General features: G+C 72.7%; 24 protein-coding genes and 1 pseudogene. 14 read left to right on the top strand and 11 right to left on the bottom strand.

The features are described from left to right. Window positions 1-50: 50 nt before the first annotated feature. From AWH51_RS15395 to AWH51_RS15385, 3 genes and pseudogenes are all read left to right on the top strand, one after another. Window positions 51-323 carry a ribbon-helix-helix protein, CopG family gene (locus tag AWH51_RS15395; RefSeq protein ID WP_175345543.1) on the top strand — a complete coding sequence of 91 codons (273 nt, stop codon included), beginning with the start codon at window positions 51-53 and terminating at the stop codon, window positions 321-323. Window positions 324-945: 622 nt separating this feature from the next. Beyond that, entirely contained in the window at window positions 946-1,788 is an 843-nt protein-coding gene (locus AWH51_RS16110) for a trypsin-like serine peptidase (RefSeq protein ID WP_131798152.1), read from the top strand. A 655-nt stretch (window positions 1,789-2,443) separates the two neighbouring features. Beyond that, window positions 2,444-3,406 (top strand): annotated as a pseudogene (locus AWH51_RS15385) (IS481 family transposase). Here the strand turns inward: AWH51_RS15385 and AWH51_RS15380 are convergent. Then, a complete protein-coding gene (locus AWH51_RS15380; RefSeq protein WP_063072917.1) occupies window positions 3,403-4,080 on the bottom strand; it encodes a general stress protein in 678 nt (225 codons plus the stop codon). The pseudogene AWH51_RS15385 and the gene AWH51_RS15380 sit on opposite strands and share 4 nt — an antisense overlap. Window positions 4,081-4,138: 58 nt before the next feature. On the opposite strand from AWH51_RS15380, the gene AWH51_RS15375 reads away from it, so the two are divergent. From AWH51_RS15375 to AWH51_RS15355, 5 genes are all read left to right on the top strand, one after another. Next, entirely contained in the window at window positions 4,139-5,485 is a 1,347-nt protein-coding gene (locus AWH51_RS15375) for a magnesium transporter MgtE N-terminal domain-containing protein (RefSeq protein ID WP_063072916.1), read from the top strand. Beyond that, complete coding sequence (locus tag AWH51_RS15370) at window positions 5,469-6,038, top strand: DUF1003 domain-containing protein (protein WP_063072915.1); 570 nt, start codon at window positions 5,469-5,471, stop codon at window positions 6,036-6,038. Before AWH51_RS15375 ends, AWH51_RS15370 begins: the two co-directional genes overlap by 17 nt. After that, window positions 6,028-7,203: an Mrp/NBP35 family ATP-binding protein gene (locus tag AWH51_RS15365; protein ID WP_063072914.1), complete on the top strand. Its 1,176-nt coding sequence runs from the start codon at window positions 6,028-6,030 to the stop codon at window positions 7,201-7,203. Before AWH51_RS15370 ends, AWH51_RS15365 begins: the two co-directional genes overlap by 11 nt. A gap of 65 nt (window positions 7,204-7,268) precedes the next feature. After that, window positions 7,269-8,171 (top strand): DUF2268 domain-containing protein, encoded by a 903-nt coding sequence (locus AWH51_RS15360; RefSeq protein WP_063072961.1) that lies wholly within the window; start codon window positions 7,269-7,271, stop codon window positions 8,169-8,171. A 35-nt stretch (window positions 8,172-8,206) separates the two neighbouring features. After that, the gene (locus AWH51_RS15355) at window positions 8,207-8,974 is read left to right on the top strand and encodes a MerR family transcriptional regulator (RefSeq protein ID WP_063072913.1); all 768 of its coding nucleotides are present in this window, start codon (window positions 8,207-8,209) and stop codon (window positions 8,972-8,974) included. Between the two features lie 69 nt (window positions 8,975-9,043). On the opposite strand, the gene AWH51_RS16590 is transcribed toward AWH51_RS15355, so the two are convergent. Further along, entirely contained in the window at window positions 9,044-9,166 is a 123-nt protein-coding gene (locus AWH51_RS16590; RefSeq protein ID WP_255414062.1) for a hypothetical protein, read from the bottom strand. Window positions 9,167-9,280: 114 nt separating this feature from the next. Between AWH51_RS16590 and AWH51_RS15350 the strand changes: the two genes are divergently transcribed. Then, window positions 9,281-10,198, top strand: coding sequence for a LysR family transcriptional regulator (locus AWH51_RS15350; RefSeq protein WP_063072912.1), 918 nt, complete (start codon window positions 9,281-9,283; stop codon window positions 10,196-10,198). A 138-nt stretch (window positions 10,199-10,336) separates the two neighbouring features. Here AWH51_RS15350 and AWH51_RS15345 read toward each other — a convergent pair whose 3' ends face one another. Further along, on the bottom strand, window positions 10,337-10,711 hold the full coding sequence (locus tag AWH51_RS15345) for a translocase (RefSeq protein WP_012037868.1): 375 nt from the start codon (window positions 10,709-10,711) through the stop codon (window positions 10,337-10,339). 172 nt (window positions 10,712-10,883) lie between these two features. On the opposite strand from AWH51_RS15345, the gene AWH51_RS15340 reads away from it, so the two are divergent. Next, a complete protein-coding gene (locus AWH51_RS15340) occupies window positions 10,884-11,516 on the top strand; it encodes an O-methyltransferase (protein ID WP_063072911.1) in 633 nt (210 codons plus the stop codon). A 117-nt stretch (window positions 11,517-11,633) separates the two neighbouring features. Here the strand turns inward: AWH51_RS15340 and AWH51_RS15775 are convergent, their stop codons facing one another. From AWH51_RS15775 to dapE, 3 genes are all read right to left on the bottom strand, one after another. Continuing rightward, on the bottom strand, window positions 11,634-11,807 hold the full coding sequence (locus tag AWH51_RS15775; RefSeq protein WP_012037866.1) for a DUF3117 domain-containing protein: 174 nt from the start codon (window positions 11,805-11,807) through the stop codon (window positions 11,634-11,636). A 135-nt stretch (window positions 11,808-11,942) separates the two neighbouring features. Beyond that, window positions 11,943-13,175 carry a hypothetical protein gene (locus AWH51_RS15335; protein WP_063072960.1) on the bottom strand — a complete coding sequence of 411 codons (1,233 nt, stop codon included), beginning with the start codon at window positions 13,173-13,175 and terminating at the stop codon, window positions 11,943-11,945. After that, window positions 13,157-14,254 carry a succinyl-diaminopimelate desuccinylase gene (dapE, locus tag AWH51_RS15330; protein WP_063072910.1) on the bottom strand — a complete coding sequence of 366 codons (1,098 nt, stop codon included), beginning with the start codon at window positions 14,252-14,254 and terminating at the stop codon, window positions 13,157-13,159. Before dapE ends, AWH51_RS15335 begins: the two co-directional genes overlap by 19 nt. An 80-nt stretch (window positions 14,255-14,334) precedes the next feature. Between dapE and dapD the strand changes: the two genes are divergently transcribed. Continuing rightward, entirely contained in the window at window positions 14,335-15,321 is a 987-nt protein-coding gene (dapD, locus tag AWH51_RS15325; protein WP_063072909.1) for a 2,3,4,5-tetrahydropyridine-2,6-dicarboxylate N-succinyltransferase, read from the top strand. 48 nt (window positions 15,322-15,369) lie between these two features. Here the strand turns inward: dapD and AWH51_RS15320 are convergent, their stop codons facing one another. Further along, window positions 15,370-16,206, bottom strand: coding sequence for a PP2C family protein-serine/threonine phosphatase (locus AWH51_RS15320; protein WP_063072908.1), 837 nt, complete (start codon window positions 16,204-16,206; stop codon window positions 15,370-15,372). Then, window positions 16,203-17,294: a hypothetical protein gene (locus AWH51_RS15315; protein ID WP_063072907.1), complete on the bottom strand. Its 1,092-nt coding sequence runs from the start codon at window positions 17,292-17,294 to the stop codon at window positions 16,203-16,205. The genes AWH51_RS15320 and AWH51_RS15315 overlap by 4 nt, the downstream gene beginning before the upstream one ends. A gap of 211 nt (window positions 17,295-17,505) precedes the next feature. Between AWH51_RS15315 and AWH51_RS15310 the strand changes: the two genes are divergently transcribed. From AWH51_RS15310 to AWH51_RS15300, 3 genes are all read left to right on the top strand, one after another. Beyond that, window positions 17,506-17,985 (top strand): Lrp/AsnC family transcriptional regulator, encoded by a 480-nt coding sequence (locus AWH51_RS15310; protein ID WP_063072906.1) that lies wholly within the window; start codon window positions 17,506-17,508, stop codon window positions 17,983-17,985. A gap of 106 nt (window positions 17,986-18,091) precedes the next feature. Continuing rightward, the gene (locus AWH51_RS15305) at window positions 18,092-18,703 is read left to right on the top strand and encodes a methylated-DNA--[protein]-cysteine S-methyltransferase (protein ID WP_081235162.1); all 612 of its coding nucleotides are present in this window, start codon (window positions 18,092-18,094) and stop codon (window positions 18,701-18,703) included. Further along, entirely contained in the window at window positions 18,700-19,293 is a 594-nt protein-coding gene (locus AWH51_RS15300) for a DNA-3-methyladenine glycosylase I (RefSeq protein ID WP_063072905.1), read from the top strand. The genes AWH51_RS15305 and AWH51_RS15300 overlap by 4 nt, the downstream gene beginning before the upstream one ends. 79 nt (window positions 19,294-19,372) lie before the next feature. Here the strand turns inward: AWH51_RS15300 and yaaA are convergent, their stop codons facing one another. The 3 genes from yaaA to atpD all read right to left on the bottom strand — a co-directional run bounded on the left by yaaA (window position 19,373) and on the right by atpD (window position 21,997). Continuing rightward, on the bottom strand, window positions 19,373-20,128 hold the full coding sequence (gene yaaA, locus AWH51_RS15295; protein ID WP_063072904.1) for a peroxide stress protein YaaA: 756 nt from the start codon (window positions 20,126-20,128) through the stop codon (window positions 19,373-19,375). A gap of 137 nt (window positions 20,129-20,265) precedes the next feature. Beyond that, on the bottom strand, window positions 20,266-20,535 hold the full coding sequence (locus AWH51_RS15290) for a F0F1 ATP synthase subunit epsilon (protein WP_012037856.1): 270 nt from the start codon (window positions 20,533-20,535) through the stop codon (window positions 20,266-20,268). 1 nt (window position 20,536) lies between these two features. Beyond that, window positions 20,537-21,997: a F0F1 ATP synthase subunit beta gene (gene atpD, locus AWH51_RS15285; RefSeq protein ID WP_012037855.1), complete on the bottom strand. Its 1,461-nt coding sequence runs from the start codon at window positions 21,995-21,997 to the stop codon at window positions 20,537-20,539. Window positions 21,998-22,023: the final 26 nt, after the last annotated feature.

Below are 22,023 nucleotides of genomic sequence, written 5' to 3'. Positions count from 1 at the left end.
GGACCGAGCGCACGCACGTCGACGACCCGGATGCCGGCGCAGGGGACCTCATGGCCGCGACCGGCGCCGACACGCTCGACGACGACGCGGAGATCGCACTTGGGCGGCCGCGCGTCGACGCACCGCCGACATCCGGGCCCCTCTGGCGCGTACGCGCGACTGCAGCGCTCGACGCCGAGGTGGAAGCGCTCGCGGAGCGCCGTGGACACCGGAACAAGTCACGCATCATCCGCGAGGCTGCCGCCCCTTACGTGCGGGCATCGCGATCGGGCGCGCGCTCAGGACATGACGCAGATAATGGCCAGCACCCGGTGCGAACGTAACGATCACGCCACCCTGCACCTCGCGCTCAACCGGGAGTGCGCAGGAGCAGACGCGGATCGAGACATGAGGCACGCCAGGGGCTCGGTCGCCATCACCCAAAGCGCCTGATTCTTACCTCTATTCGTAGTACGGACTCGGGCCCTCCTGCAGCCGATAGACCACCGAACGCGCCAGCAGGACAACGTTCAAATCAACGCCAACCGACCACGCTTGAGCCCCAGTATCGGGGGCCTATACGGGCATGATCGAACCTGCCAGACTTGCGTAATTGCCGCAGCAAAATCGGCGAATAAGGCTCTACGGTTAGCGCCTTATGTCGACGACAGACTGCGGTTAGACCCGAGCTGTGCCGAACCCCAGGGGGGTCCATTGTCTATAATCAAACAACTAGAACGAGTCGCAATATCTGCGGTAATACCCGTCGCCCTCATTGCAACCACTGCTATCGCAAGCCCTGCCGGGGCAGAATCAAGACAGGATGCGCTTCCCACGTCGGGCCACAGCACCGGCGCCAAGGCTCCCGTATTTGTCGACGAAGCCCACCCCTCAACAGCTCGGCCCGAGTTGCGCTCACATTCAAGTGACGATCAACTGATTCTGGACTACTGGACCGATGAGCGAATGGCCGAGGCGACCCCCGTAGAAATGCCGAAGGTCGACGACGCCACCATGGCAGACGCGCAGCGCTACTTCGAGCAGTATGCTGACGAAGAGGTCCATGCCGAAGATGTCAAGCCTGCCCCGGCGAAAGCTGTCGGCGATGCAGCACGAGCCGTCACTCCCGTGTCGAACTTCTCGCCAACAAACGGTAAGATCTACTTTCGTGACGCTAGTACCGGCGAGAACAAAATATGCTCAGGCTCTGCGCTGAACAGCCCATCCAGGCGGCTTGTTGCTACCGCCGGCCATTGCGTCCATAAGGGGCCCGGTGGTAGCTGGCACCAGAACTGGGCATTTGTTCCCGAATATCACAACGGAGCCCGCCCCCACGGCACCTTCACATCTAACTACTTCCGCACAATGGACGACTGGATTGGATTCGGGGCAACGGGACGCGGCTTTGCCTCCGACTTCGCAATGGTCACCACTAATACCAACGCGAGTGGATCAACCGTTGTCAACGCCGTTGGAGGACACGGAATGACGTGGACAGGCAATGTTTTCGACGCAACGCTCTTCGGATATCCGGCGAACGTCAGTAGCGGAGAGGTCATGCAAGCCTGCTGGGGCGGCAGCGAGAACCGGTACCTCGACTTCTACCGCTTCCACGGCATGTCGGGCTGCAACTGGGGAGGCGGAGCATCGGGCGGACCCTGGTTGCGCGACTACAGCAATTCCTCTGGGCTGGGCGTGATCATGTCCGTGTCGTCCTGGGGCCCCGCCGATGGCTATGCCAACATCAACGGGCCCCACTCCCGGGGCGCTGTAGCCGACATGTACGGCGCGGCCGACAAGGACTGGTAGAACGGAGCCTATGAGCCAGACGACGTTGCGCACATTATCCGTTTGCATGACGACAGTCGGTGCTGCACTCCTACTCGGGTCGTGCTCGATGAACTCTTCGGGTTCTTCCGGTGGAAATACTGGCTCGAGTGCTGGTGCAGCGCCGAATGTAATCCCATCCGGCCCGGCAGACGTTCAGTCTCGATCTGACCTCAAGGACGAGTCGGTTCTGGACTGGAAGCGCTCAGAACTTGTCGACGACACGCACGTAAGAGTCTTTTATACGGGCGACAATCCTGATTGCTATGGGATCCGAACAGTGGTCGAAGAATACGATGATTCAATTACTGTCACTCTTCGACAAGGGACTTTACCCGATGCGCCACAGGCGTGCGCGACTGTCGCCTACGAAGGCTCCGCCCTTGTGAAGCTCAACGAGCCCCTTGCCGGTCGCACCGTCGAGGCCGGAGCTGAAATCAAGTAAGTTGGCATCAACATCACTGGATGCGAGTGACCTCGGGGGAGTTCTTTAGTAGCTGCTAAATCAAGCGACGAGCGACGCGGTCGCGTTGACCGCTAGCTGTACTTCCTCGGGAGGTTGTGAACGCAGGGGCAGATGACGAAGACCTCCGGGACGATGTGGGTTACCACACACGCATCTTCCACGGAGGTCTTCGTGACTCACGCTAACGCCCCGTCCACGCCCGCGGGCAGGCTTCGTCTTGCCCGGTTGATCGTCGAGGACGGATGGTCGGTCCGGCGCGCGGCGGAGCGGTTCCAGTGCTCACCAGCGACCGCATCGAAGTGGGCGCGTCGCTAGGCGGCCGGGTTGCCGATGACGGATCGTTCCTCTCGCCCGCGTCGACAACCGACGCGCACGGGTCGCCATCTGGAGCGGCGCATCGTCGCGCTGAGATGCACCCGACGATGGAGCCCGCACCGCATCGGCTACCACCTCCGCGTCCCGCGCTCCACGGTCGAGCGGGTCCTGAATCGGTACCGGATGCCACGGCTCGCTCACCTTGATCAGGCCACCGGACTCCCGGTCCGGCGAGCACGGCCGGTCCGCTACGAAGCTGCTGCACCCGGGGAACTCGTCCATGTCGACATGAAGAAGCTCGGTCGGATTCCAGACGGCGGCGGGCACCGCATGCTCGGCCGGGTCGTGGGGAACAGGCACAACACGAAGCACGGCAGGGGCTACGCGCTCCTCCACCACGCCATCGACAACTACTCGAGGCTGGTCTACTCCGAGCAGCACACCGACGAACGCAAGGAGACTGCGGCCGGGTTCTGGCAGAGCGCGAATGCGTTCTTCGAGACCGCGGGCTTCACCGTCACCGCAGTCATGACCGACAACGGCGCCTGCTACCGATCCCGCGCCTTCGCCGCAGCGCTCGGCACCATCACGCACCGCCGCACCCGCCCCTACCGCCCACGGACCAACGGCGAGGTCGAACGCTTCAACCGGACCCTCGCGACCGAATGGGCCTACGACCGGCTCTACTCCAGCGATGAGGCACGCTCAGCGACCTACCCCGACTGGATCCACCACTACAACCGGCACCGACCCCATACCGCACTCGGCGGGCTGACGCCCGCCGAACGCGTTCACAACCTCACCGGGAAGTACGGCTAGGCACCCTGCGCGCCCTGCTCCCCCACGGGTCGGTCCGTGGACGTCGGCGGCGCCGTCGGCTCGGGGGCGTCGGATCCTCCGCCCTGCTCGGGCACGCGCTCCCCGTACGGGCCGGCCGGACGCGACGCGGGCGGCCGGCTCGGCGCCGCGGGAGGGGTCACGACCGGCTCCCCGTACACCGAGGTGGTCGGGGCCCCGAGACCCAGCACGTTCCGCGCCCGGTGCAGCGAGTCGGGCTCGACCACCACGGAGTAGCTCGTCGCGATGACCTGCATGACCGAGGTGAAGTCCCGGCGCCGGCGCGTGATGCTGTAGCTGACGATGCCGAAGATCGCACCGAACCCGAGGCCGATGATGATCGCGCCGATGACCGACGAGACGTTGGGCACGGGTGAGAAGAGGAACGTGACGAGGCCGAGGAAGAGGCCGAGCCAGGCGCCGCTCGCACCGCCCGCCGCCGCGGCCCGGGCGTAGGTGAGCTTGCCGGTGACGCGCTCGACGCTCGTGAGCTCGTTGCCGACGATGCTCACCTGCGTGACCGGGAAGTCGGCCTCCGCGAGCGCGACGACGGCCTTCTGGGCCTCGTCGTAGGTGTCGTAGGTGGCCACGGGCTCGCCCTTCGGGAGCTGGGGCATGCGCGCGCGGGGGGTCCGTCCGATCAGTGGGGAGGTCACCCGTGCAGTCTTCCACGGGCGGCCGGGAGGGGGCAGGGCGAGCGACTAGATTGGCCTCGTGAGCGCCTCCCGAGTCTTCGTCGCCCGGCTCGCCGGGTGCAGCGTGTTCGACCCCGCCGGCGACCGCGTCGGGCGCGTGCGCGACGTGCTCGTCGTCTACCGCAAGGACGATCCGCCGCGCGTCGTGGGCCTCATCGTCGAGGTGCCGGGCAAGCGGCGCGTGTTCCTCTCCATCGGGCGCGTCACGAGCATCGGCTCGGGCCAGATCATCACCACCGGCCTCATCAACCTGCGCCGCTTCGAGCAGCGCGGCGGCGAGGTGCGCGTCATCGCCGAGATCCTCGGCCGCCGCGTGAGCATGCGCGACGGATCCGGCACCGCGGTCATCGAGGACGTCGCGATCGAGGAGTCCCGCCAGGCCGAGTGGGAGGTCGCGCAGCTGTTCTGCCGCCGCCCCCGCACGAGCCCCTCGCCCTTCGCGAAGGGCGCGACGATCTTCGCCGCGTGGGAGGAGGTCGCGGAGCTGCAGGACGAGGGCGTCGCGCAGTCCGCCTCGCAGTTCCTCGCCGCCTACTCCGACCTCCTCCCGGCCGACCTCGCCAACACCCTGCTCGACCTCCCCCAGGCCCGGCGCCTGGAGGTCGCGGAGGAGCTGCCCGACGCGCGCCTCGCGGACGTGCTGGAGGAGATGCCGGAGTCGCAGCAGGTCGAGATCATGGCGACCCTGGACGACGACCGCGCCGCCGACGTCCTCGACCAGATGCAGCCGGACGACGCGGCCGACCTCATCGCGCAGCTCTCCGAGGAGCGCGGCGAGGCCCTCCTCGAGCTGATGCAGCCGGAGGAGGCGGACGACGTGCGCATGCTCCTCAGCTACGCGCCGGACACCGCGGGCGGCCTCATGACCACGGACCCGGTCATCGTCTCGGGCGACGCGACGGTCGCGGAGGGGCTCGCGCTCATCCGCCGCCATGAGCTCGCGCCCACCCTCGGCGCGGCCGTGTGCGTCACGCTGCCGCCCTACGAGCCGCCCACCGGACGCTTCCTCGGCATGGTGCACTTCCAGCGGATGCTGCGCTACCCGCCGCACGAGCGCCTCGGCACGCTGCTCGACCAGGGCCTCGAACCCGTGCGCGCCGACACGAGCGCGGCCGAGGTCTCCCGGATCATGGCGAGCTACAACCTCGTCTCCGTGCCCGTGGTGGACGAGAACCACCGCCTGGTCGGCGTGGTCACCATCGACGACGTGCTCGACCACCTGCTGCCGGACGACTGGCGCAGCGCCGACGCGGAACGCGAGACGCGCAAGCGCGCGACCGCCCGGTTCCACGGCACGGCCACGGCCGCCATCCCCATCGCAGGACCCGTACGAGGACGGAGGATCCCCCGTGGCACGGCAGAGTAACCGCGACATCCGCCTGGACGCCCCCAAGGGCCTCCGCACCACCGTCCTCCCGCTGCGCACGCGCGGCAGCAGCGACCGGTTCGGCCGCTTCACCGAGTCCATCGCGCGCGGCATGGGCACGCCCTGGTTCCTCGTGGGCCTCACCGCGTTCTGCGTGGCGTGGATCGGCTACAACACGTACGGCCCGGAGTCGGCGCGCTTCGACTCGGCGGCCCTCGGCTTCACGGCCCTCACGCTGATCCTGTCGCTGCAGGCCTCCTACGCGGCGCCCCTCATCCTCCTCGCGCAGAACCGGCAGGACGACCGCGACCGGGTGCAGATCGAACAGGACCGCCAGCGCGCCGAGCGCAACGTGGCCGACGTCGAGTACCTCGCGCGCGAGGTCGTGTCGCTGCGCCTGCAGATGAAGGACGTGGCGTCGAAGGACTTCATCCGCGCCGAGCTCCGCCAGCTCCTCGAGGAGCTCGACCGCCGGGACGAGCCCGAGTCGGACGACGCCGAGGGCACCGACGGGGCGACCGGCGTCGGCACCCGCAGGACGCATGGCCGCTGACGATCCCCGCGCCCCCTCCGTGACCGCCGACGACGTCCGGCGCGCGCTCAGCCGGGTGGTCGATCCCGAGATCCGCCGCCCCATCACCGAGCTCGACATGGTCTCCGACGTGCGGGTCGAGGCCGACGGCGTCGCGCACGTCGACATCGCGTTGACGATCGTCGGCTGCCCGGCCGCCACCAGCATCGAGCGCGACGTCCGCGAGGCCGTCACCGCGGTGCCGGGCGTCGCGCGGCTCGAGCTCGCGGTCGGCGTCATGAGCCCCGAGCGTCGACGCGCGCTCACCGAGCGCCTGCGGGGTCCGGCCGCCCAGCGCGGCATCCCGTTCGGCCCCGACAGCCTCACGCGCGTCTACGCCGTCACGAGCGGCAAGGGCGGCGTCGGCAAGTCCACCCTCACCGCCAACCTCGCGGTCGCGCTCGCGGCGAAGGGCCTCGCGGTGGGCCTCGTCGACGCGGACGTGCACGGGTTCTCCATCCCGGGGATCCTCGGTCTCGTCGACGCCGACGGCCGCACCGCCCAGCCCACGCGCGTCGGCGACATGATCCTGCCGCCCGTCGCGCACGGTGTGAAGGTCATCTCCATCGGCATGTTCCTCGACCCCGACGCCACCGGCGGCACCGCGGTGTCCTGGCGCGGGCCGATGCTGCACCGCACCATCCAGCAGTTCCTCACCGACGTCTTCTTCGGCGACCTCGACGTGCTGCTGCTCGACCTGCCGCCCGGCACGGGCGACGTGGCCATCACGGTCGGGCAGCTGCTCCCCCACGCCGAGGTGCTCGTCGTCACGACGCCGCAGCCCGCCGCCGCGGACGTCGCCGAGCGCAGCGGGCTCGTCGCGCGGCAGACGGGGCAGCGCGTGGTCGGCGTCGTCGAGAACATGGCCGGGTTCGTCCAGCCCGACGGATCCGTGCTGGAGCTGTTCGGGGCTGGCGGCGGCGAGGAGGTCGCCCGACGGCTCTCCGCCGGGCAGGATGCGCCCGTGCCGCTGCTCGCGAGCGTGCCGCTCAGCCTCGCCCTCCGAACGGGCGGCGACGCGGGAGCACCGGTCGTCCTCGCGACGCCCGAAGATCCGGCGGCCCGGCGGATCCAGGAGGTCGCCGACCACCTCGCGTCCCGCGGCCGCGGCCTCGCCGGCCGCCGGCTCGGCCTGTCCGTCTCCTGACGAGCGGCGTCGCGCCCGACCCGCCGCTGGACCCTGCCCCTGCGTCACCCCGCATGCTCGGACGCATGGACATCACCGTGATCGACAGCGCCGCGGCCATGCGGCGGATCCTCGACGCCCCGCCCACCGCCCGCACCGGCCTCGAGCGCGCGATGTGGGAGCCGATGGCGGGCATGTACCGGTTCGCCCCGGGCGACATCGACCTCGCCGAGGTGCACCGGCGGGGCTTCGGCTTCGACGAGCAGGACCCGAGCGGACGCGCGCGGGAGGGCCTCGACGCGCTCGTCGCCGCCGACGGGTGGTCGCGCATCGGCCGCGCCCTGTCGGACGGCGCCCGCGCGCTCCGGCAGGCCGACCCCGCGCTGGCGATCCCGGACCTCACGGTCCTCCTCGTCCTCGGCGACCCCGACGATCCGCACTTCGTCGACGAGGTGCAGGGGCTGTCGGCGTTCGGCGGCATCAGCGGCTACATCTCCGTCGCCCTCTGGCCGACTCCGCGCGTGCTCGACCGGCTCGAGGCCATCGCCGTGCACGAGCTCCACCACAACGTGCGCTACTCCCCCGGCGGCGTGGTCTGGGACCCCGCCACCGTGACCGTCGGCGAGCACGTCGTCGCCGAGGGGCTCGCCGACGCGTTCGCCGCGGAGCTCCACGGCGAGGCAGGCTGGACCCACTTCGTGGCCGACGCGACGCGCGACGACGACGCGGTGCTCGCGAAGGTCGTCGCGGCGCTCGACCGCACCGGGATGCACGACTTCCCGGCCTGGGTGCTCGGGGACGCGACGGCCGAGCGCCTGGGGATCGCGTCGGTCGGCCTGCCCACGGGCGCCGGCTACGCCGTGGGGCGTCGGATCGTCGAGGGGTACCTGGCCGAGACGGGGACGACCGCGGCGCGCAGCGTGCGCACGCCGGCGGCGGAGATCCTGCGCCTGGCCCTGCCGCGCCTCGACCCGGCACCGAGCGCGTGAGACTGGACCCGGCATCGACGACGGAGGAGCGCGACATGGAGTGGACCGTCACCGAGCTCGCCGACCGCGCGGGCATCAGCGGCCGGACCCTGCGGCACTACCACCGCATCGGCCTGCTCCTGCCGGACCGCATCGGGGCGAACGGGTACCGCCACTACGGACCCGTCGCGGTGGCCCGGCTGCAGCGGATCCTGCTGCTCCGGGAGACGGGCATGTCGCTCCCCGACATCCGCGCGGTGCTCGACGCCCCGGAGACCCCGGCGGCCGAGGTCCGCGCGCTCGAAGCGCACCTCGTCCGGCTGGCCGCGGAGCGTGCCCTCCTCGAGCAGCGCATCGCCGCGGTGGAGCACACCCTCGACATGCGGCGGCAGGGCCTCGGGCCCCGGATGGACGTGATGCTGCAGGGCTTCAACGACGCCTACGAGGACGAGGTCGTCGCGCGCTGGGGGCGTGACGCCTTCGACGCCGCGCACGGGTGGTGGCACGCCATGGGCGTCCGCCGGCAGCGCGCGTGGAAGGCCCGGGCGGAGGGGCTGCTGATGCGCTGGCGGGAGATCCAGGAGGAGGGGCACGCCCCCGGATCCGCCGCCGCCCGGGAGCACGCGGACGCGCACCTGGCGTGGTTCGCGGAGATCCCCGGCACGCCCGCCCACGCGGGGGATGTGCCGACGACCGCGGCGATGGTGCGCGGCGTCGCGGACGGCTACGAGGCCGATCCCGAGTTCCACCGCGCCTTCGGCAGCGAGGCGGCCGCGCGCTTCGCGGCCACCGCGCTCCGGGAGCGCATGGCGCACCCCGCCTGAGGGGCGCCGCACGACGAGGAGGACGGCAGCCCGCGGGCTGCCGTCCTCCTCGTCGTGCGTGGGCGTCGACTACACGTGGCTGCGGTGCGTGCGCGTCGGCACGGCGCGGTAGCCGTCGCGCGCGGTGACGACGACGGTGCCCGCGATGGCGGACACGGAGAGGGCGGCGACGGCGATGAGGAAGACGGTCATGGGGAGCTCCTGCGGGAAGACGGACGGCGGCGCACTCCGCCGCACCTCCATGGGACCACCCGTGACCGTTCAGGACAAGCTCATTGTCCTTGCCTCGCTGTGTAGCCTGCCTACATGGACATCCGCCGTCTCGAGCTGCTCCGCGAACTGGCCGACCGGGGCAGCGTGGGCGCCGTCGCCCGTGCAGCGGGACGCACGCCGTCGGCCGTGTCGCAGCAGCTGAAGGTGCTCGAGCGGGAGGCTGGCGTGCCGCTCACCGAGCGCTCCGGTCGGGGCGTCGTGCTCACCGATGCGGGCCGCGCGCTCGCCCGCACGGCCACCGACATCGCCGTCGCGGTGGCGCGCGCGGAGGCGCTCTGGGAGGACTTCCGGCACCAGCCGTCCGGCGAGGTCACGCTCGCCACGTTCCCGACCGCCGCGCAGATGCTCCTGCCGGGGCTGCTCGACCGCGTCGCCGGGATCCCCGACCTCACCCTGCGCGCCAGCGACCGGGATCCGACCTCCGCCGCGTTCGCCGACCTCACCGCCGACTTCGACGTCGTCATCGCGCACTCCCTCGCGGGGGCGGGCACCTGGCGCGGGCTCGGCCTCGTGATCGTGCCGCTCCTGGTGGAGCCGCTCGACGTGGCCATGCCGACGGATCACCGCCTCGCCGCACGCGCATCCGTGGGCCCGGCGGACCTGACCGGCGAGCCGTGGATCGGCGTGCCCCAGGGGCTGCCCTTCGACCGGATCCTCCTCGACATCGAGCAGGCCGTCGGCGCGCCGGCGCGTGTGGTGCAGCGGTTCAGCGACACCCGGATCACGGAGTCGCTCGTGGCGGCCGGGCACGGCATCGCGCTGCTCCCCCGCTACACGGCAGGCCAGCACGACGGGGTGGTCGTGAAGCGACTCACCGGCGTCGCGTCGAAGCGGCACCTGCACGTGCTGCTGCGACCGGATCGGGCGGAGCGACCGTCGGTGCGCGCGGTGGTGGACGCCCTCCGGGAGGAGGCCCGGGCGGTGGACGCGCGCGTCAGCGCCAGCGGATGAGCGAGCGGTGGACGCGCGCGTCAGCGGCGGAGGGTGAGCGGGCAGTCGACGCGCGCGTCGACGGCAACGGATGAGCGGCCGGTAGATGCGCGCGTCAGCGGCAGCGGGTGAGCCGGCGGCCGGGCGGGATGGTGCGGGTCAGGTGGCCTCGGCGTCGAAGGGCGCGGGCTGCGCGGACGCGGCGGCCGCCTCGCGCTCGAGGCGCTGACGGCGGGCGATCGTGGTCTCGACGGGGACGCGCGGCTTCGTGACGACCGGCTCGTCCTCGAAGAGCGCCTCCTTGATGATGCGGCGCGGGTCGTACTGGCGCGGGTCGAGCTTCTTCCAGTCGACCTCGTCGAACTCCGGACCGAGCTCGTCGCGCATCCGCTCGCGGGCGCCGGTGGCCATGCGCCGCGCCGCCTTCACGAGGTCGGCGAGCTTCTGGGTGTAGACCGGCAGCCGCTCGGGGCCGAGCAGGAACACGGCGATGATGCCGATGAGCATCAGCTTCTCGAACGTCAGGCCGAACATGATCACAGGCTAGTCGGTCGGCACCTGATCTCCCTCCGTGCGCGGGCGCACGTCCGCGGGCGGGTCGCTGGAGGCGTCGCGCGGCTGCGCGGACAGGCGCGAGGACCCGCTCGCCGGTCGGGAGGGCGACCGCCGGGCCGATACCCTGGGGACCCGGAAGAGGAGGTGCCGCGTGTCCGACAAGGAGACCGGATGGAAGTTCGCCGAGGACGTCGTCGTCGAGGACGAGCACATCGCCCTCGCGCGCCAGCACTCCCGCGAGCTCGGCATCGAAGCCGTCTCCCCCGCCGTCGGAGCGCAGATCTCGCTCCTCGCCGCCGCCACCCGGGCCACGAGCGTCATCGAGATCGGCACGGGCGCCGGCGTCTCCGGCCTCTGCGTGTTCCGCGGGGCCCCGCGCGCGATCCTCACGAGCATCGACGTCGAGTTCGACCACCAGCAGGCGGCGCGCGAGATCCTCGCCGACGCGGAGGTGCCCGCCAACCGCGTGCGCCTCATCACGGGCCGTGCGCTCGACGTGCTGCCGCGCATGAGCGACGCCAGCTACGACCTCGTGCTGGTGGACGCCGATGCGGCCCAGGTCATCGAGTACGTGGAGCACGGCCTGCGCCTCGCGCGCACGGGCGGCCTCGTGCTCGTGCCGCACGCGCTGTGGCGCGGGCGCGTGCAGAACCCGGCGGCACGGGATGCGCAGACGGCGGCGTTCCGCACGCTGGTGCAGGAGACGGCCGGGTCCGGAGCGGTGGTCGCCGCGCTGTCACCGGCCGGAGACGGCCTGCTGCAGATAGCCAAGACCGGGCGCTGACCGCCGCGGCGTCCGCGCCGCGTCCCGCGGTCGGGGCCGCTGGGGAGCCCGGGTGCAGACGACACCGCCCGCCCCGTCGACGACGGGGCGGGCGGTGTCGTCTGATGCGCGTTCCGACTAGCTCGCGCTGGTGACCGCGGCGAGGGCGTCGTGAAGCTCCTTCGCTTCGGCGTCGTTGACGGAGACGACCAGACGGCCGCCGCCCTCCAAGGGCACGCGCACGATGATGAGCCTGCCCTCCTTCACGGCCTCCATCGGTCCGTCGCCGGTCCTGGGCTTCATGGCTGCCATTCGGCTCCCCTTTCGTGGATGTGGCTCCATTATCCCGTATGCACAGGCACATGGATGAACGCGTGACGGCGTGCTAGGCCGCGCGGGCCCCCGCACGGCGGTGGAGGGAGCGCGGCGCGGGGCGCGGAGGAGGCGTCACGGCGGCGTCCAGTCCCCCGCGGTGGCCCGCCAGAGCAGGTCGATCCAGAGCCACTGCCCCGCGACCATCGCGAGCACCACCGCGACGCGGTACGCGCGCGAGCGCGGGACGGCCAGCGCGCCGGCGAGCGGGATCATGGGGAGCAGCAGCCGGAACACGCTCGACTGCGGGAAGAACACGGCGAAGAGGTAGAGGCCGTAGCACGCGATCCAGATGCGGAGCTCGGGGCCGAGGGCGCGGACGGAGGGCCGGGTGAGCATCAGCACGAACGCCGCGACGACGCCGAGGACCGCCACGACGCCGGCCACGCCCCCGATCCAGAAGTCGCCCGCGTCGAACCAGGCCTCGAACGGCACGAGGTGGCGGTAGCCGACGTAGGCGGCCCGCCAGGAGAGCTCCGTGTCGGTGTACGCGGTGATCGAGCCGGTGCGGATCCACGCGACCACGGGCCAGGCGACCCCGGCGGCGCCCGTCGCGATCGTGGCGAGGACGAGCCGCGCGCGCTCGGCCGGCGGGAACGGGTCGCGGCGCGCGGTGGCGAGGCGGTGGACGCCGTGCAGCAGGAGCGCGAGCGCGAAGGCCAGCCCGAGCGGCCGCGTGAGCGCCATGACGACCGCGACCGGTGCGAGCAGCGCGTAGCGGCGGTCGACGAGGAGCAGGAGCGCGGTGAGCAGCAGCAGCGTCTGCAGGCTCTCGGCGTACGCGATCTGGAACATCGGCGACACCGGCGCGACGCAGACGATGACGACGGCCGTCATGGTCGACGACGGGGAGAGGAAGCGGGACAGCAGCCGGTGCAGCACGAGCACGGCGCCCGCGCCGGCCACGAGCGAGACGGCGACGCCCGCGACGTCGAAGGGGGCGCCGGTGGCGTCCTGGATGGCGCGCACGATGCCCGGGTACACCGGCATGAACGCCCACGGGTTCGACTGGACGTGCCCCGCGGCGTCGACGGGCAGCACGGTCGGGTAGCCGAAGGTCGCGATGTCGCGGTACCACCCCGCGTCCCAGAAGGTGGCGAACTGGAGGTACGACGGGGAGGCGCTCGCCCACGGCGTGCGGATCTGGCTGCGCGCGGAGACGAGCATCAGCACGGTGGTGAGGACGCGGCTCGCGAGGTAGACGCCGAGGACCGCCGCCCACCACGGGACGCGCGAGGCCGAGGCGTCCGAGACCCGCTCCCGGGGCGCCGGCCGCCGGGACGGCCGGGTCAGCGCGCCGTCAGCCACGCCCGCAGCCCGCGCTCGCAGGAGACGATCTGGGCGACGTCGACGCGCTCGTCGTCGTGGTGCGCGAGGAGCGGATCCCCGGGGCCGTAGTTGACGGCCGGGACGCCGAGCGCGCTGAAGCGGGCGACGTCGGTCCAGCCGTACTTGGGGCGCGCCTCACCGCCGACCGCGGCGAGGAACGGCTGCGCGACGGGGGCGTCGAGGCCGGGGCGCGCCCCCTCGGCGAGGTCGACCACGGTGACCTCGAAGCCCGGGAAGAGGCTCGTGACGTGCGCGACGGCCTCGGCGCCGGACCGGCTCGGCGCGAACCGGTAGTTGACGTGCACCATGGCCTCGTCCGGGATCACGTTGCCCGCGATGCCGCCCGAGACGCCGACCGCGTTGAGGCCCTCGCGGTAGACGAGCCCGTCGACCTCCACATCGCGCGGCTCGTACGCGGCCAGCGTCGCGAGCACGGGGGCGATGCGGTGGATGGCGTTGTCGCCCACCCACGCGCGGGCGGAGTGCGAGCGCCTGCCGAACGCGCGGACCTCGACGCGCAGGTTGCCGTTGCAGCCGCCCTCGATCTCGGCGCGGGTGGGCTCGCCCAGGATCGCGAAGTCGCCCTCGAGGAGCTCCGGACGGGTGCGGGCGAGACGGCCGAGGCCGTTGAGGCTGTCGGACACCTCCTCGTGGTCGTACCAGATCCACGTCACGTCGTGGGCGGGATCCGCGAGCTCGGCCGCGAGCACCAGCTGCACGGCCACGCCCGCCTTCATGTCGACCGTGCCGCGGCCCCAGAGGTACTCGACGCCGTCCTCGTGCTCGGTGCGCGTGGGCAGGTTGCGGTTGAGGGGCACGGTGTCGATGTGGCCGGCGATGACGACGCGGCGGTCGCGGCCGAGGTGCGTGCGGGCGATGACGGCGTCGCCGTCGCGGAGCACCTCGAGGTGCGCGCAGCCCGCGAGCGCGCGCTCGATGGCGTCGGCGAGCGCCGCCTCGTCGCCGGACACCGACGCGATGTCGCAGATGCGGCGGGTGACCTCCACGCTCCCCGCGGACAGGTCGATGTCGGGCGCTGCGGGGGTCTCGGTCGGCATGCGGTCATCCTAGGTCGGGGGCCGACGCGGGTCCTGGGGAGGACCCGGGGACGGCGCGCGCCGATCGGTACGCTGGCCGCATGGCCTCCCCCGCTTCGCCCTCGTCCGCCGTGCCCGCATCAGGATCCGCGTGGGGCTACGGCCTCGCGACGGTCGCCTCCGACGGGACCGTGCTCGACACGTGGTTCCCGGCGCCCGAGCTCGGCGCCCTGCCGGAGGGCCGCGACCGCTGGATCGCACCGGCGTGGATCGAGGAGCTCGCGGTCGCCGACCCGCGCCGCGGCGTCACGGTCGACATCGTCACCGTCGAGATCGACCTGCAGGCCGCGCCCGCGTCCACGCCGGACGCGTACCTCCGCCTGCACCTGCTCAGCCACCTGCTCGCGGCGCCGAACACCCTGAACCTCGACGGCATCTTCGGCCACCTGCCCATCGTCGTGTGGACCAACGCGGGCCCCGTGCACCCGGACGACTTCGACCGGCTCCGGCCGTCGCTCCAGCGCGCGGGCATCGCCGCGCACGGCATCGACAAGTTCCCGCGCCTGCTCGACTACGTCACGCCCGACCGCGTGCGCATCGCCGACGCCTCGCGCGTGCGCCTCGGCGCGCACCTCTCCCCCGGCACCACCGTCATGCACGAGGGCTTCGTCAACTTCAACGCCGGCACGCTCGGCGCCTCCATGGTCGAGGGGCGGATCACGCAGGGCGTCGTCGTCGGCGACGGCTCGGACATCGGCGGCGGCGCGTCCATCATGGGCACGCTCTCGGGCGGCGGCACGCAGCGCGTCGTCATCGGCGAACGGGCCCTGCTCGGCGCGAACTCGGGCGTCGGCATCTCCATCGGCGACGACAGCGTCGTGGAGGCCGGCCTCTACGTCACGGCCGGCACGAAGGTGCGGCTCGCGGGCGAGGCGCCCGCCGCCGACGGGTCGGTGCCGCAGGTAAAGGCCGTCGAGCTGTCCGGCCGTCCCGGGATCCTGTTCCGCCGCAACTCCCTGACGGGCGCCGTCGAGGCGGTGCCGCGCCGCGGCGGCGGGTCGATCCTGAACGACGCGCTGCACGCGTAGCGGGACCGCCGAGCGGTCGGACCGGGTCGGACCGGGTCGACCTCGCGGTCAGCGGCGCAGGCCGCGGCGGCGCGCGGGCTCGGGTGCCTCGGAGGGCGGCTCGATCCGCAGGACGTCGACCACCACGGCCGTGACGTTGTCGCGCCCCCCGTTCCCGAGGGCGCCGCGCACGAGACGTCCCACGGCTGTCGCTGCGTCGTCCGCGTGCAGCAGGTGGCCGCGGATCTCCTCGTCCGACAGCTCCTTCGTCAGCCCGTCGGAGCAGACCAGCAGCCGCAGCCGTGCGGTGACGGGCAGCAGCCAGTAGTCGGCCTCCGCCGCGTCGCCGACGCCCACCGCCCGCGTGATGATGTTGCCGTCCGGGTGCAGGTCGGCCTGCGCGCGCGTGATCCGGCCCGCGTCGACCATCTCCTGCACCACCGAGTGGTCGACCGTGACCTGCTCGAGCACGTCGCCGCGGAGCTGGTACACGCGCGAGTCGCCCACGTTGAACACGGCCCAGTACGGCCGGTCGGAGACGATGGTGAGGCACGCGCCCGTCACGGTCGTGCCCGCGTGCAGCTCGAGGTCGCCGGTCTCCTCGCGGATGTCCTCCACCGCGCGCTCGAGGGCCGGCTCCACGCCCTCGGGATCCGCGAAGCCGCCCTCGGCCCGCGCCTGCTCCTCGGCGAGGCGTCGGATGACGGCGTCGCTGGCGACGTCGCCCGCCGCGTGACCGCCCATGCCGTCCGCGACCGCGAAGTAGGGCACGGCGGCGAGGACGCTGTCCTCGTTGTGGTCGCGGCGGAGCCCGCGGTCGGTGGCGGACGCCCAGCCGAGCACGAGCGTGCGCCCGTCGGGCAGGGCGAGTCGCGTCTCGGGGACGTCGGGGCCGATGGCGGTCATCGGGCCGGCAGGATCTCGAGGACGACGCCGTCGCCGATGTCCACGCGCGTCCCCGGGACGACCACGAGCGACTCCCCGCGGTGCAGCGCGAGGCGCTCGGCCCCCGGCACGAGCACCGCCGTCCCGTTCGTGGAGTCGAGGTCCGTCACGACGACCGCGCCGCCCTCCTGCCGGATGCCGACGTGCGTCCCCGAGATCTCGCCCAGCGGGGACGCGACGGCGACGAGCCGCGGGGCGGCGCCACGCACGACGCGCGGCGGGCGCGGGCGGCGTCCGACGACCGCGGGCACGTCGAGGGGGATGCGCTCGGCGTCCGCCGGTCCCTCCGGGTCGCTGCGGCGGGCGGGGTCGGCCGGCACGATGCGGAACGCGTGGACGGGCAGCGGGGCGAGGTCGCCGTCGCCCGCCGGCGCCGTGGGGATCGCGGCGGTCGGGGCCGCCGCGGATCGCGCGCGCGCGGAGGCCTCGGAGACGGCGGGCGCAGGGGCTGGGGCGGTCGCGGGCGGGACGGCGTGGGCCGGCTCCGGCGCCTCCGCGGGTGCCGCCGCCTCCGCGTCCGGACGCGCGTGCGCGCCCCGGCGACGACGGCCGGACGGCGGCGCGTCCCCGGCGAGCCGAGACCAGGCGACCTGTCCGCAGACCACGGCGCCCGCCAGGATCGGCAGCGCGTCCAGGACGTCCGCCGCCACCGCATCGGCCGTCCGGCCCAGACGGTAGGCCGCGACCCGGTCGAGCGTCGCGAGGTAGAACGGGACGGCTCCCCGTGCGTCGATCCGGCGGATCCCGCCGTCGGCGGCGACGTCGATCACGGCGTCGCCGCGCAGCACCACCTGGAGGCGCGCGCCGTCCGGTCCGTCCCCGTCGTGGACCGCGATGCCGAACGAGGGGACCTCCGCGTCGCCCCGCAGCGGCAGCACGGCGACGAGGGACTCCGCCTGCACGTCGGAGCCCGCCAGGATGTCCCAGACCCGCGCGACCGCTCCGGATCCGACGCCCGCGGGCAGGAGCACCGCCGCGTGCGGGACGACCAGGCCGATGCCCTCGGGGCCCGCGGAGGCCGGCGCGGAACGGTGGGAGCCCTCGCTCACGTCATCGGCTCCATCGAGGATCGGCGCCCGGAGGGGCGGGTCGGCGCCGGGCCCCGGGCGGCCGGACGCGCTGCCTCGGATCCTACCGCTCGTGCGCCCCGCACCGGGTCGCGCGGCGATGGCGTGACGCGGCGGATGATCCGCTCGGTCGCGCGGGCGCCGGGCCGCGGATCCGGTTGCCCGGCCTCCCTCGGACTGCCATGCTCGTGCGATGAGCACGCCGCACCGCCCCTCCGCCCGCGGGCTCCCCGTCGACGCGATCTCGCGCTCCATCGTGGAGCAGCTGCGCGCCGACGGCCGCCGGTCGTACGCGGAGATCGGCAAGGCGGTCGGGCTGAGCGAGGCGGCCGTGCGCCAGCGGGTGCAGAAGCTCACCGACGGCGGCGTGATCCGCATCGTCGCGCTCACGGACCCGCAGCAGCTCGGCCTCACCCGCCAAGCGATGATCGGCGTGACGGTCAGCGGCGACGTGCGGCTGGTCGCCGACGCCCTCGCGGCCATCCCGGCGGTCGACTACGTGGTCATCACCGCGGGCACCTTCGACCTCCTCGCCGAGGTCGTGTGCGAGGACGACGACGAGCTGGTGGAGCTGCTGAACGCGCGGATCCGGGCGCTCGAGGGCGTCGTCAGCACCGAGACCTTCGTGTACCTCAAGGTGCACACGCAGGACGGGCACGGGCGATCGCGGTGAGGCGGGAGACGTCCGGCCGGCTCCTCCCCCGCCCGCGTGGTCGACGCGGATCCCCCAGCCGTCCGCCCGCCCGGATCCCCCGCCCCGCAGCCCCTACGTTCGCCGCATGACCGCTCCCCCCGCCGCCGCCCCCGCTCCCGCCGCCGCCCGCCCGAGGGCGGTCCCTGCCGATGTCGCTGCCGCTGCCGCTGCCGGGAGCCGGCTCCGGCCCGCGCGCGGCACCCTCGCGCCGGGTCACGCGCTGCTGCGCATCCCCTCCCCGGTCGGGCGCCTCGAGCTCGTCGCGGACGGCGACCGCCTCGTCGCGCTCTCCATCGCCACCGCGGACGCGCTGCCGCTCGACCACCTGCCCGACCGGCCGAGCCCGGTGCTCGACGAGGCGGCCCGGCAGCTCGACGCGCACCTCGCCGGTCGGCTGCCGGTCCTCGACGTCCCGGTGCGGCTGGTCGGGACGCCCTTCCAGCTGGCCGTCTGGGCGGCGCTCATGCGCGTGCCCCACGGCGGCGTCATCACCTACGGCGCGCTCGCGGAGGCCGCCGGTCGCCCGGGTGGCGCCCGCGCGGTCGGCGGGGCGGTCGGAGCCAACCGCCTCTGCATCCTCGTCCCCTGCCACCGTGTGCTCGGCTACGACGGCCGGGTCACGGGGTTCAGCGCGGGGGACGGCGTGTCCACGAAGCTGCGCCTGCTCGCCCTCGAGGGCTCGGTGCTGCCGTCATGACCCGGGCCTCCCTGGTCACGGGCGAGGACGGCTTCGTCCGCTGCGCGTGGTCCGCGGGCGACGCCGAGTACCGCAGGTACCACGACGAGGAGTGGGGCCGGCCCCTGCACGGCGACCGCCCGCTGTTCGAGAAGCTGTCGTTGGAGGGCTTCCAGGCCGGCCTGGCCTGGATCACCATCCTCCGCAAGCGCCCGCGCTTCCGCGAGGTCTTCCACGGCTTCGACGTCGACGCGGTCGCCGCCCTGGACGACGACGACGTCGAGCGGCTCATGGGCGACGCCGGCATCATCCGCAACCGCGCGAAGATCCTGGCCGCCCGCGGCAACGCCCGGATCGTCCGGACGCTCGTCGACGAGCGCGGCGGCGGCGCGCTGGACCGCCTGATCTGGGCGCACGCCGCGGATCCGACGACGCGGGAGCGCCCCGCGACCGCGGACGACATCCCGGCGGTGACCCCGGAGTCGACCGCCCTGAGCCGGGAGCTCAAGGCGCTCGGCCTGCGGTTCGTGGGCCCGACCACCGTCTACGCGCTCATGCAGTCCTCCGGCCTGGTCGACGACCACGTCGTCGGCTGCCACCGGGCGGCCTGATCCGGCCGTCACCCGCGAGCGCGAGCCACGGCGCTCAGGGCTCGGGGCTCGCCCCCCCCGTGCGGGATCCGAGCGACCGTCAGCGGGCGGCGGCTACGAGCACCAGCTCGCCGTCGGCGCCGCGGTCGAGCTCGACGCCCGACTCCCCTGCCCACTCGAGGAGCTCGGCCACCGAGCCGAGGTCCCGCCCGCCGAGCACGAGGGCGCGCACGAGCTCGCCCTTGGCCTTCTTGTTGAAGTGGTTGAGGGCGCGCGTCGTGCCGTCCTCGCCGCGGGCGACCACCCGCACGACGGCGGAGTCCGCGTGGCCCGGACGCGGGCCGAGCGCGGCGTAGCCCTCGCTGCGGAGGTCGAGCACGAGCCCGGGCACCTCGGCCAGGGCCGCGCGGACGGACGCCGCCCAGTGCGCCTTCATCCGCACGCCGGGCAGGCGGCTGTCGTGCGACAGGCGGTAGGCGGGGATGGGGTCGGTGGCGGCGATCGGGCCGAAGAGCGCCGAGTGCACGGCGACGTGGCGTCCGGCGAAGGCGAGCTGCTCCGCATCGAGGCCCGCGGCGCCGATCGGGTCGTACAGCACCCCCGTGTAGCGCAGGAGCGCGGGCATCGTCGGGGACGACTCCACGACGCGGTTCCGCTCCACCTCGGCGGCCTGCCGCGGCCCGAGCTTCAGCGCACGCGCCGCCGCCTCCGGATCCCGCGCGAGGTCCGCCACGGCCCGCACCACGGTCCGGCGCTCGGCGGTGAGCGCGGGGAACGCCAGGCGGTCGAGGTCGAGCGGGGAGGCCGCATCCCCTCCGTCGCGCTTGGTCTCGGACGGCGGCAGCAGGACGAGCACGGGACGGGACCTCCAGGACGGGACGGATGGCAGGCGGACGCACGAAGGCGGACGGCCCCCGAGGGGACCGCCCGCCTTCGGACGATGCGACGTGACGTGACGTGACGTGACGTGACGTGACGTGACGTGACGTGACGCTACGCGACCAGAGCGGCCTTGCGCGCGACCACGGTCACGTTGTCGTTCTCGACCGAGAGGAAGCCCTCGTCGGCGTCGGCCGTGATCACGGCGCCGCCGTCCTGCGTGATGCGGACGTTGCCGGTCGCGAGGATCGCCAGGAGCGGCTCGTGACCGGCCAGGATGCCGATCTCGCCCTCGCTGGTTCGCGCGACGACCATGGACGCCTGGCCCGACCAGACCTGCTGGTCGGCGGAGACCACGGTCACCGTGAGATCAGCGCGGGCCATGTCAGCCGTTCTCCTTCTGGATCTCGGACCAGCGGCGCTCGACGTCGTCGAGGTCGCCGACGTTGAAGAACGCCTGCTCGGCGACGTGGTCGTAGTCGCCGTCGGCGATCTTCGAGAACGACTCGATGGTGTTCTTCAGCGGCACCGTGGAGCCCTCGACGCCCGTGAACTTCTTCGCCATGTACGTGTTCTGCGAGAGGAACTGCTGGATGCGGCGCGCACGCGACACCGTGACCTTGTCCTCCTCGGAGAGCTCGTCGACGCCGAGGATCGCGATGATCTCCTGCAGCTCCTTGTTCTTCTGCAGGATCGCCTTGACGCGGGTGGCCGTGTCGTAGTGCGCCTGGCCCAGGTACCGCGGGTCGAGGATGCGGCTGGTGGACGTCAGCGGGTCGACGGCCGGGTAGAGACCACGCGACGCGATCTCGCGGCTGAGCTCCGTGGTCGCGTCGAGGTGCGCGAACGTGGTGGCCGGGGCCGGGTCGGTGTAGTCGTCCGCGGGGACGTAGATGGCCTGCAGCGAGGTGATGCTGTGGCCGCGCGTCGACGTGATGCGCTCCTGGAGCACACCCATCTCGTCGGCGAGGTTGGGCTGGTAGCCCACCGCGGACGGCATGCGGCCGAGCAGCGTGGAGACCTCGGAGCCGGCCTGCGTGAAGCGGAAGATGTTGTCGATGAAGAGCAGCACGTCCTGGTTCTTCACGTCGCGGAAGTACTCCGCCATCGTGAGCGCGGACAGCGCCACGCGCAGGCGCGTTCCCGGCGGCTCGTCCATCTGGCCGAAGACCAACGCGGTCTTGTCGAAGACGCCTGCCTCCTCCATCTCCATGATGAGGTCGTTGCCCTCACGCGTGCGCTCGCCGACGCCGGCGAACACGGACACGCCGCCGTGGTCCTGCGCGACGCGCTGGATCATCTCCTGGATGAGGACGGTCTTGCCGACGCCCGCTCCGCCGAACAGGCCGATCTTGCCGCCCTGCACGTACGGGGTGAGGAGGTCGATGACCTTGATGCCGGTCTCGAACAGCTGCGTCTTGGACTCGAGCTGGTCGAACATCGGGGGCTTGCGGTGGATGGGCCAGCGCTCGGTGATCTCGATCGGCTCGCCGCCCTCGTTGTTGAGGATGTCGCCCGTGACGTTGAACACCTTGCCCTTGGTGATGTCGCCGACGGGCACCGAGATGGCGGCACCGGTGTCGCGCACCTCCTGGCCGCGGACGAGGCCGTCCGTGGGCTTCAGGGCGATGGCGCGCACGACGTCGTCGCCGAGGTGCAGCGCGATCTCGAGCGTGATCTCCGTCGACTCCTCGCCGATGGTGATCGTGGTCTTCAGGGCGTTGTAGACCGGGGGGATCGAGTCGTGCGGGAACTCGATGTCCACGACCGGGCCGGTGACGCGGACGATGCGTCCGACGCCGGCCACGCTGTCGCTGGCGACCGGCGCAGTGGCGGTGTCAGTCATTGATGTCTCTCTTCTTCATCCGTGGT

This window comes from Clavibacter tessellarius, assembly GCF_001618005.1.
Taxonomy (GTDB): domain Bacteria; phylum Actinomycetota; class Actinomycetes; order Actinomycetales; family Microbacteriaceae; genus Clavibacter; species Clavibacter tessellarius_A.
Note: the sequence above shows the minus strand (reverse complement) of the source record. Positions and strands in the feature narration are given on the sequence as shown.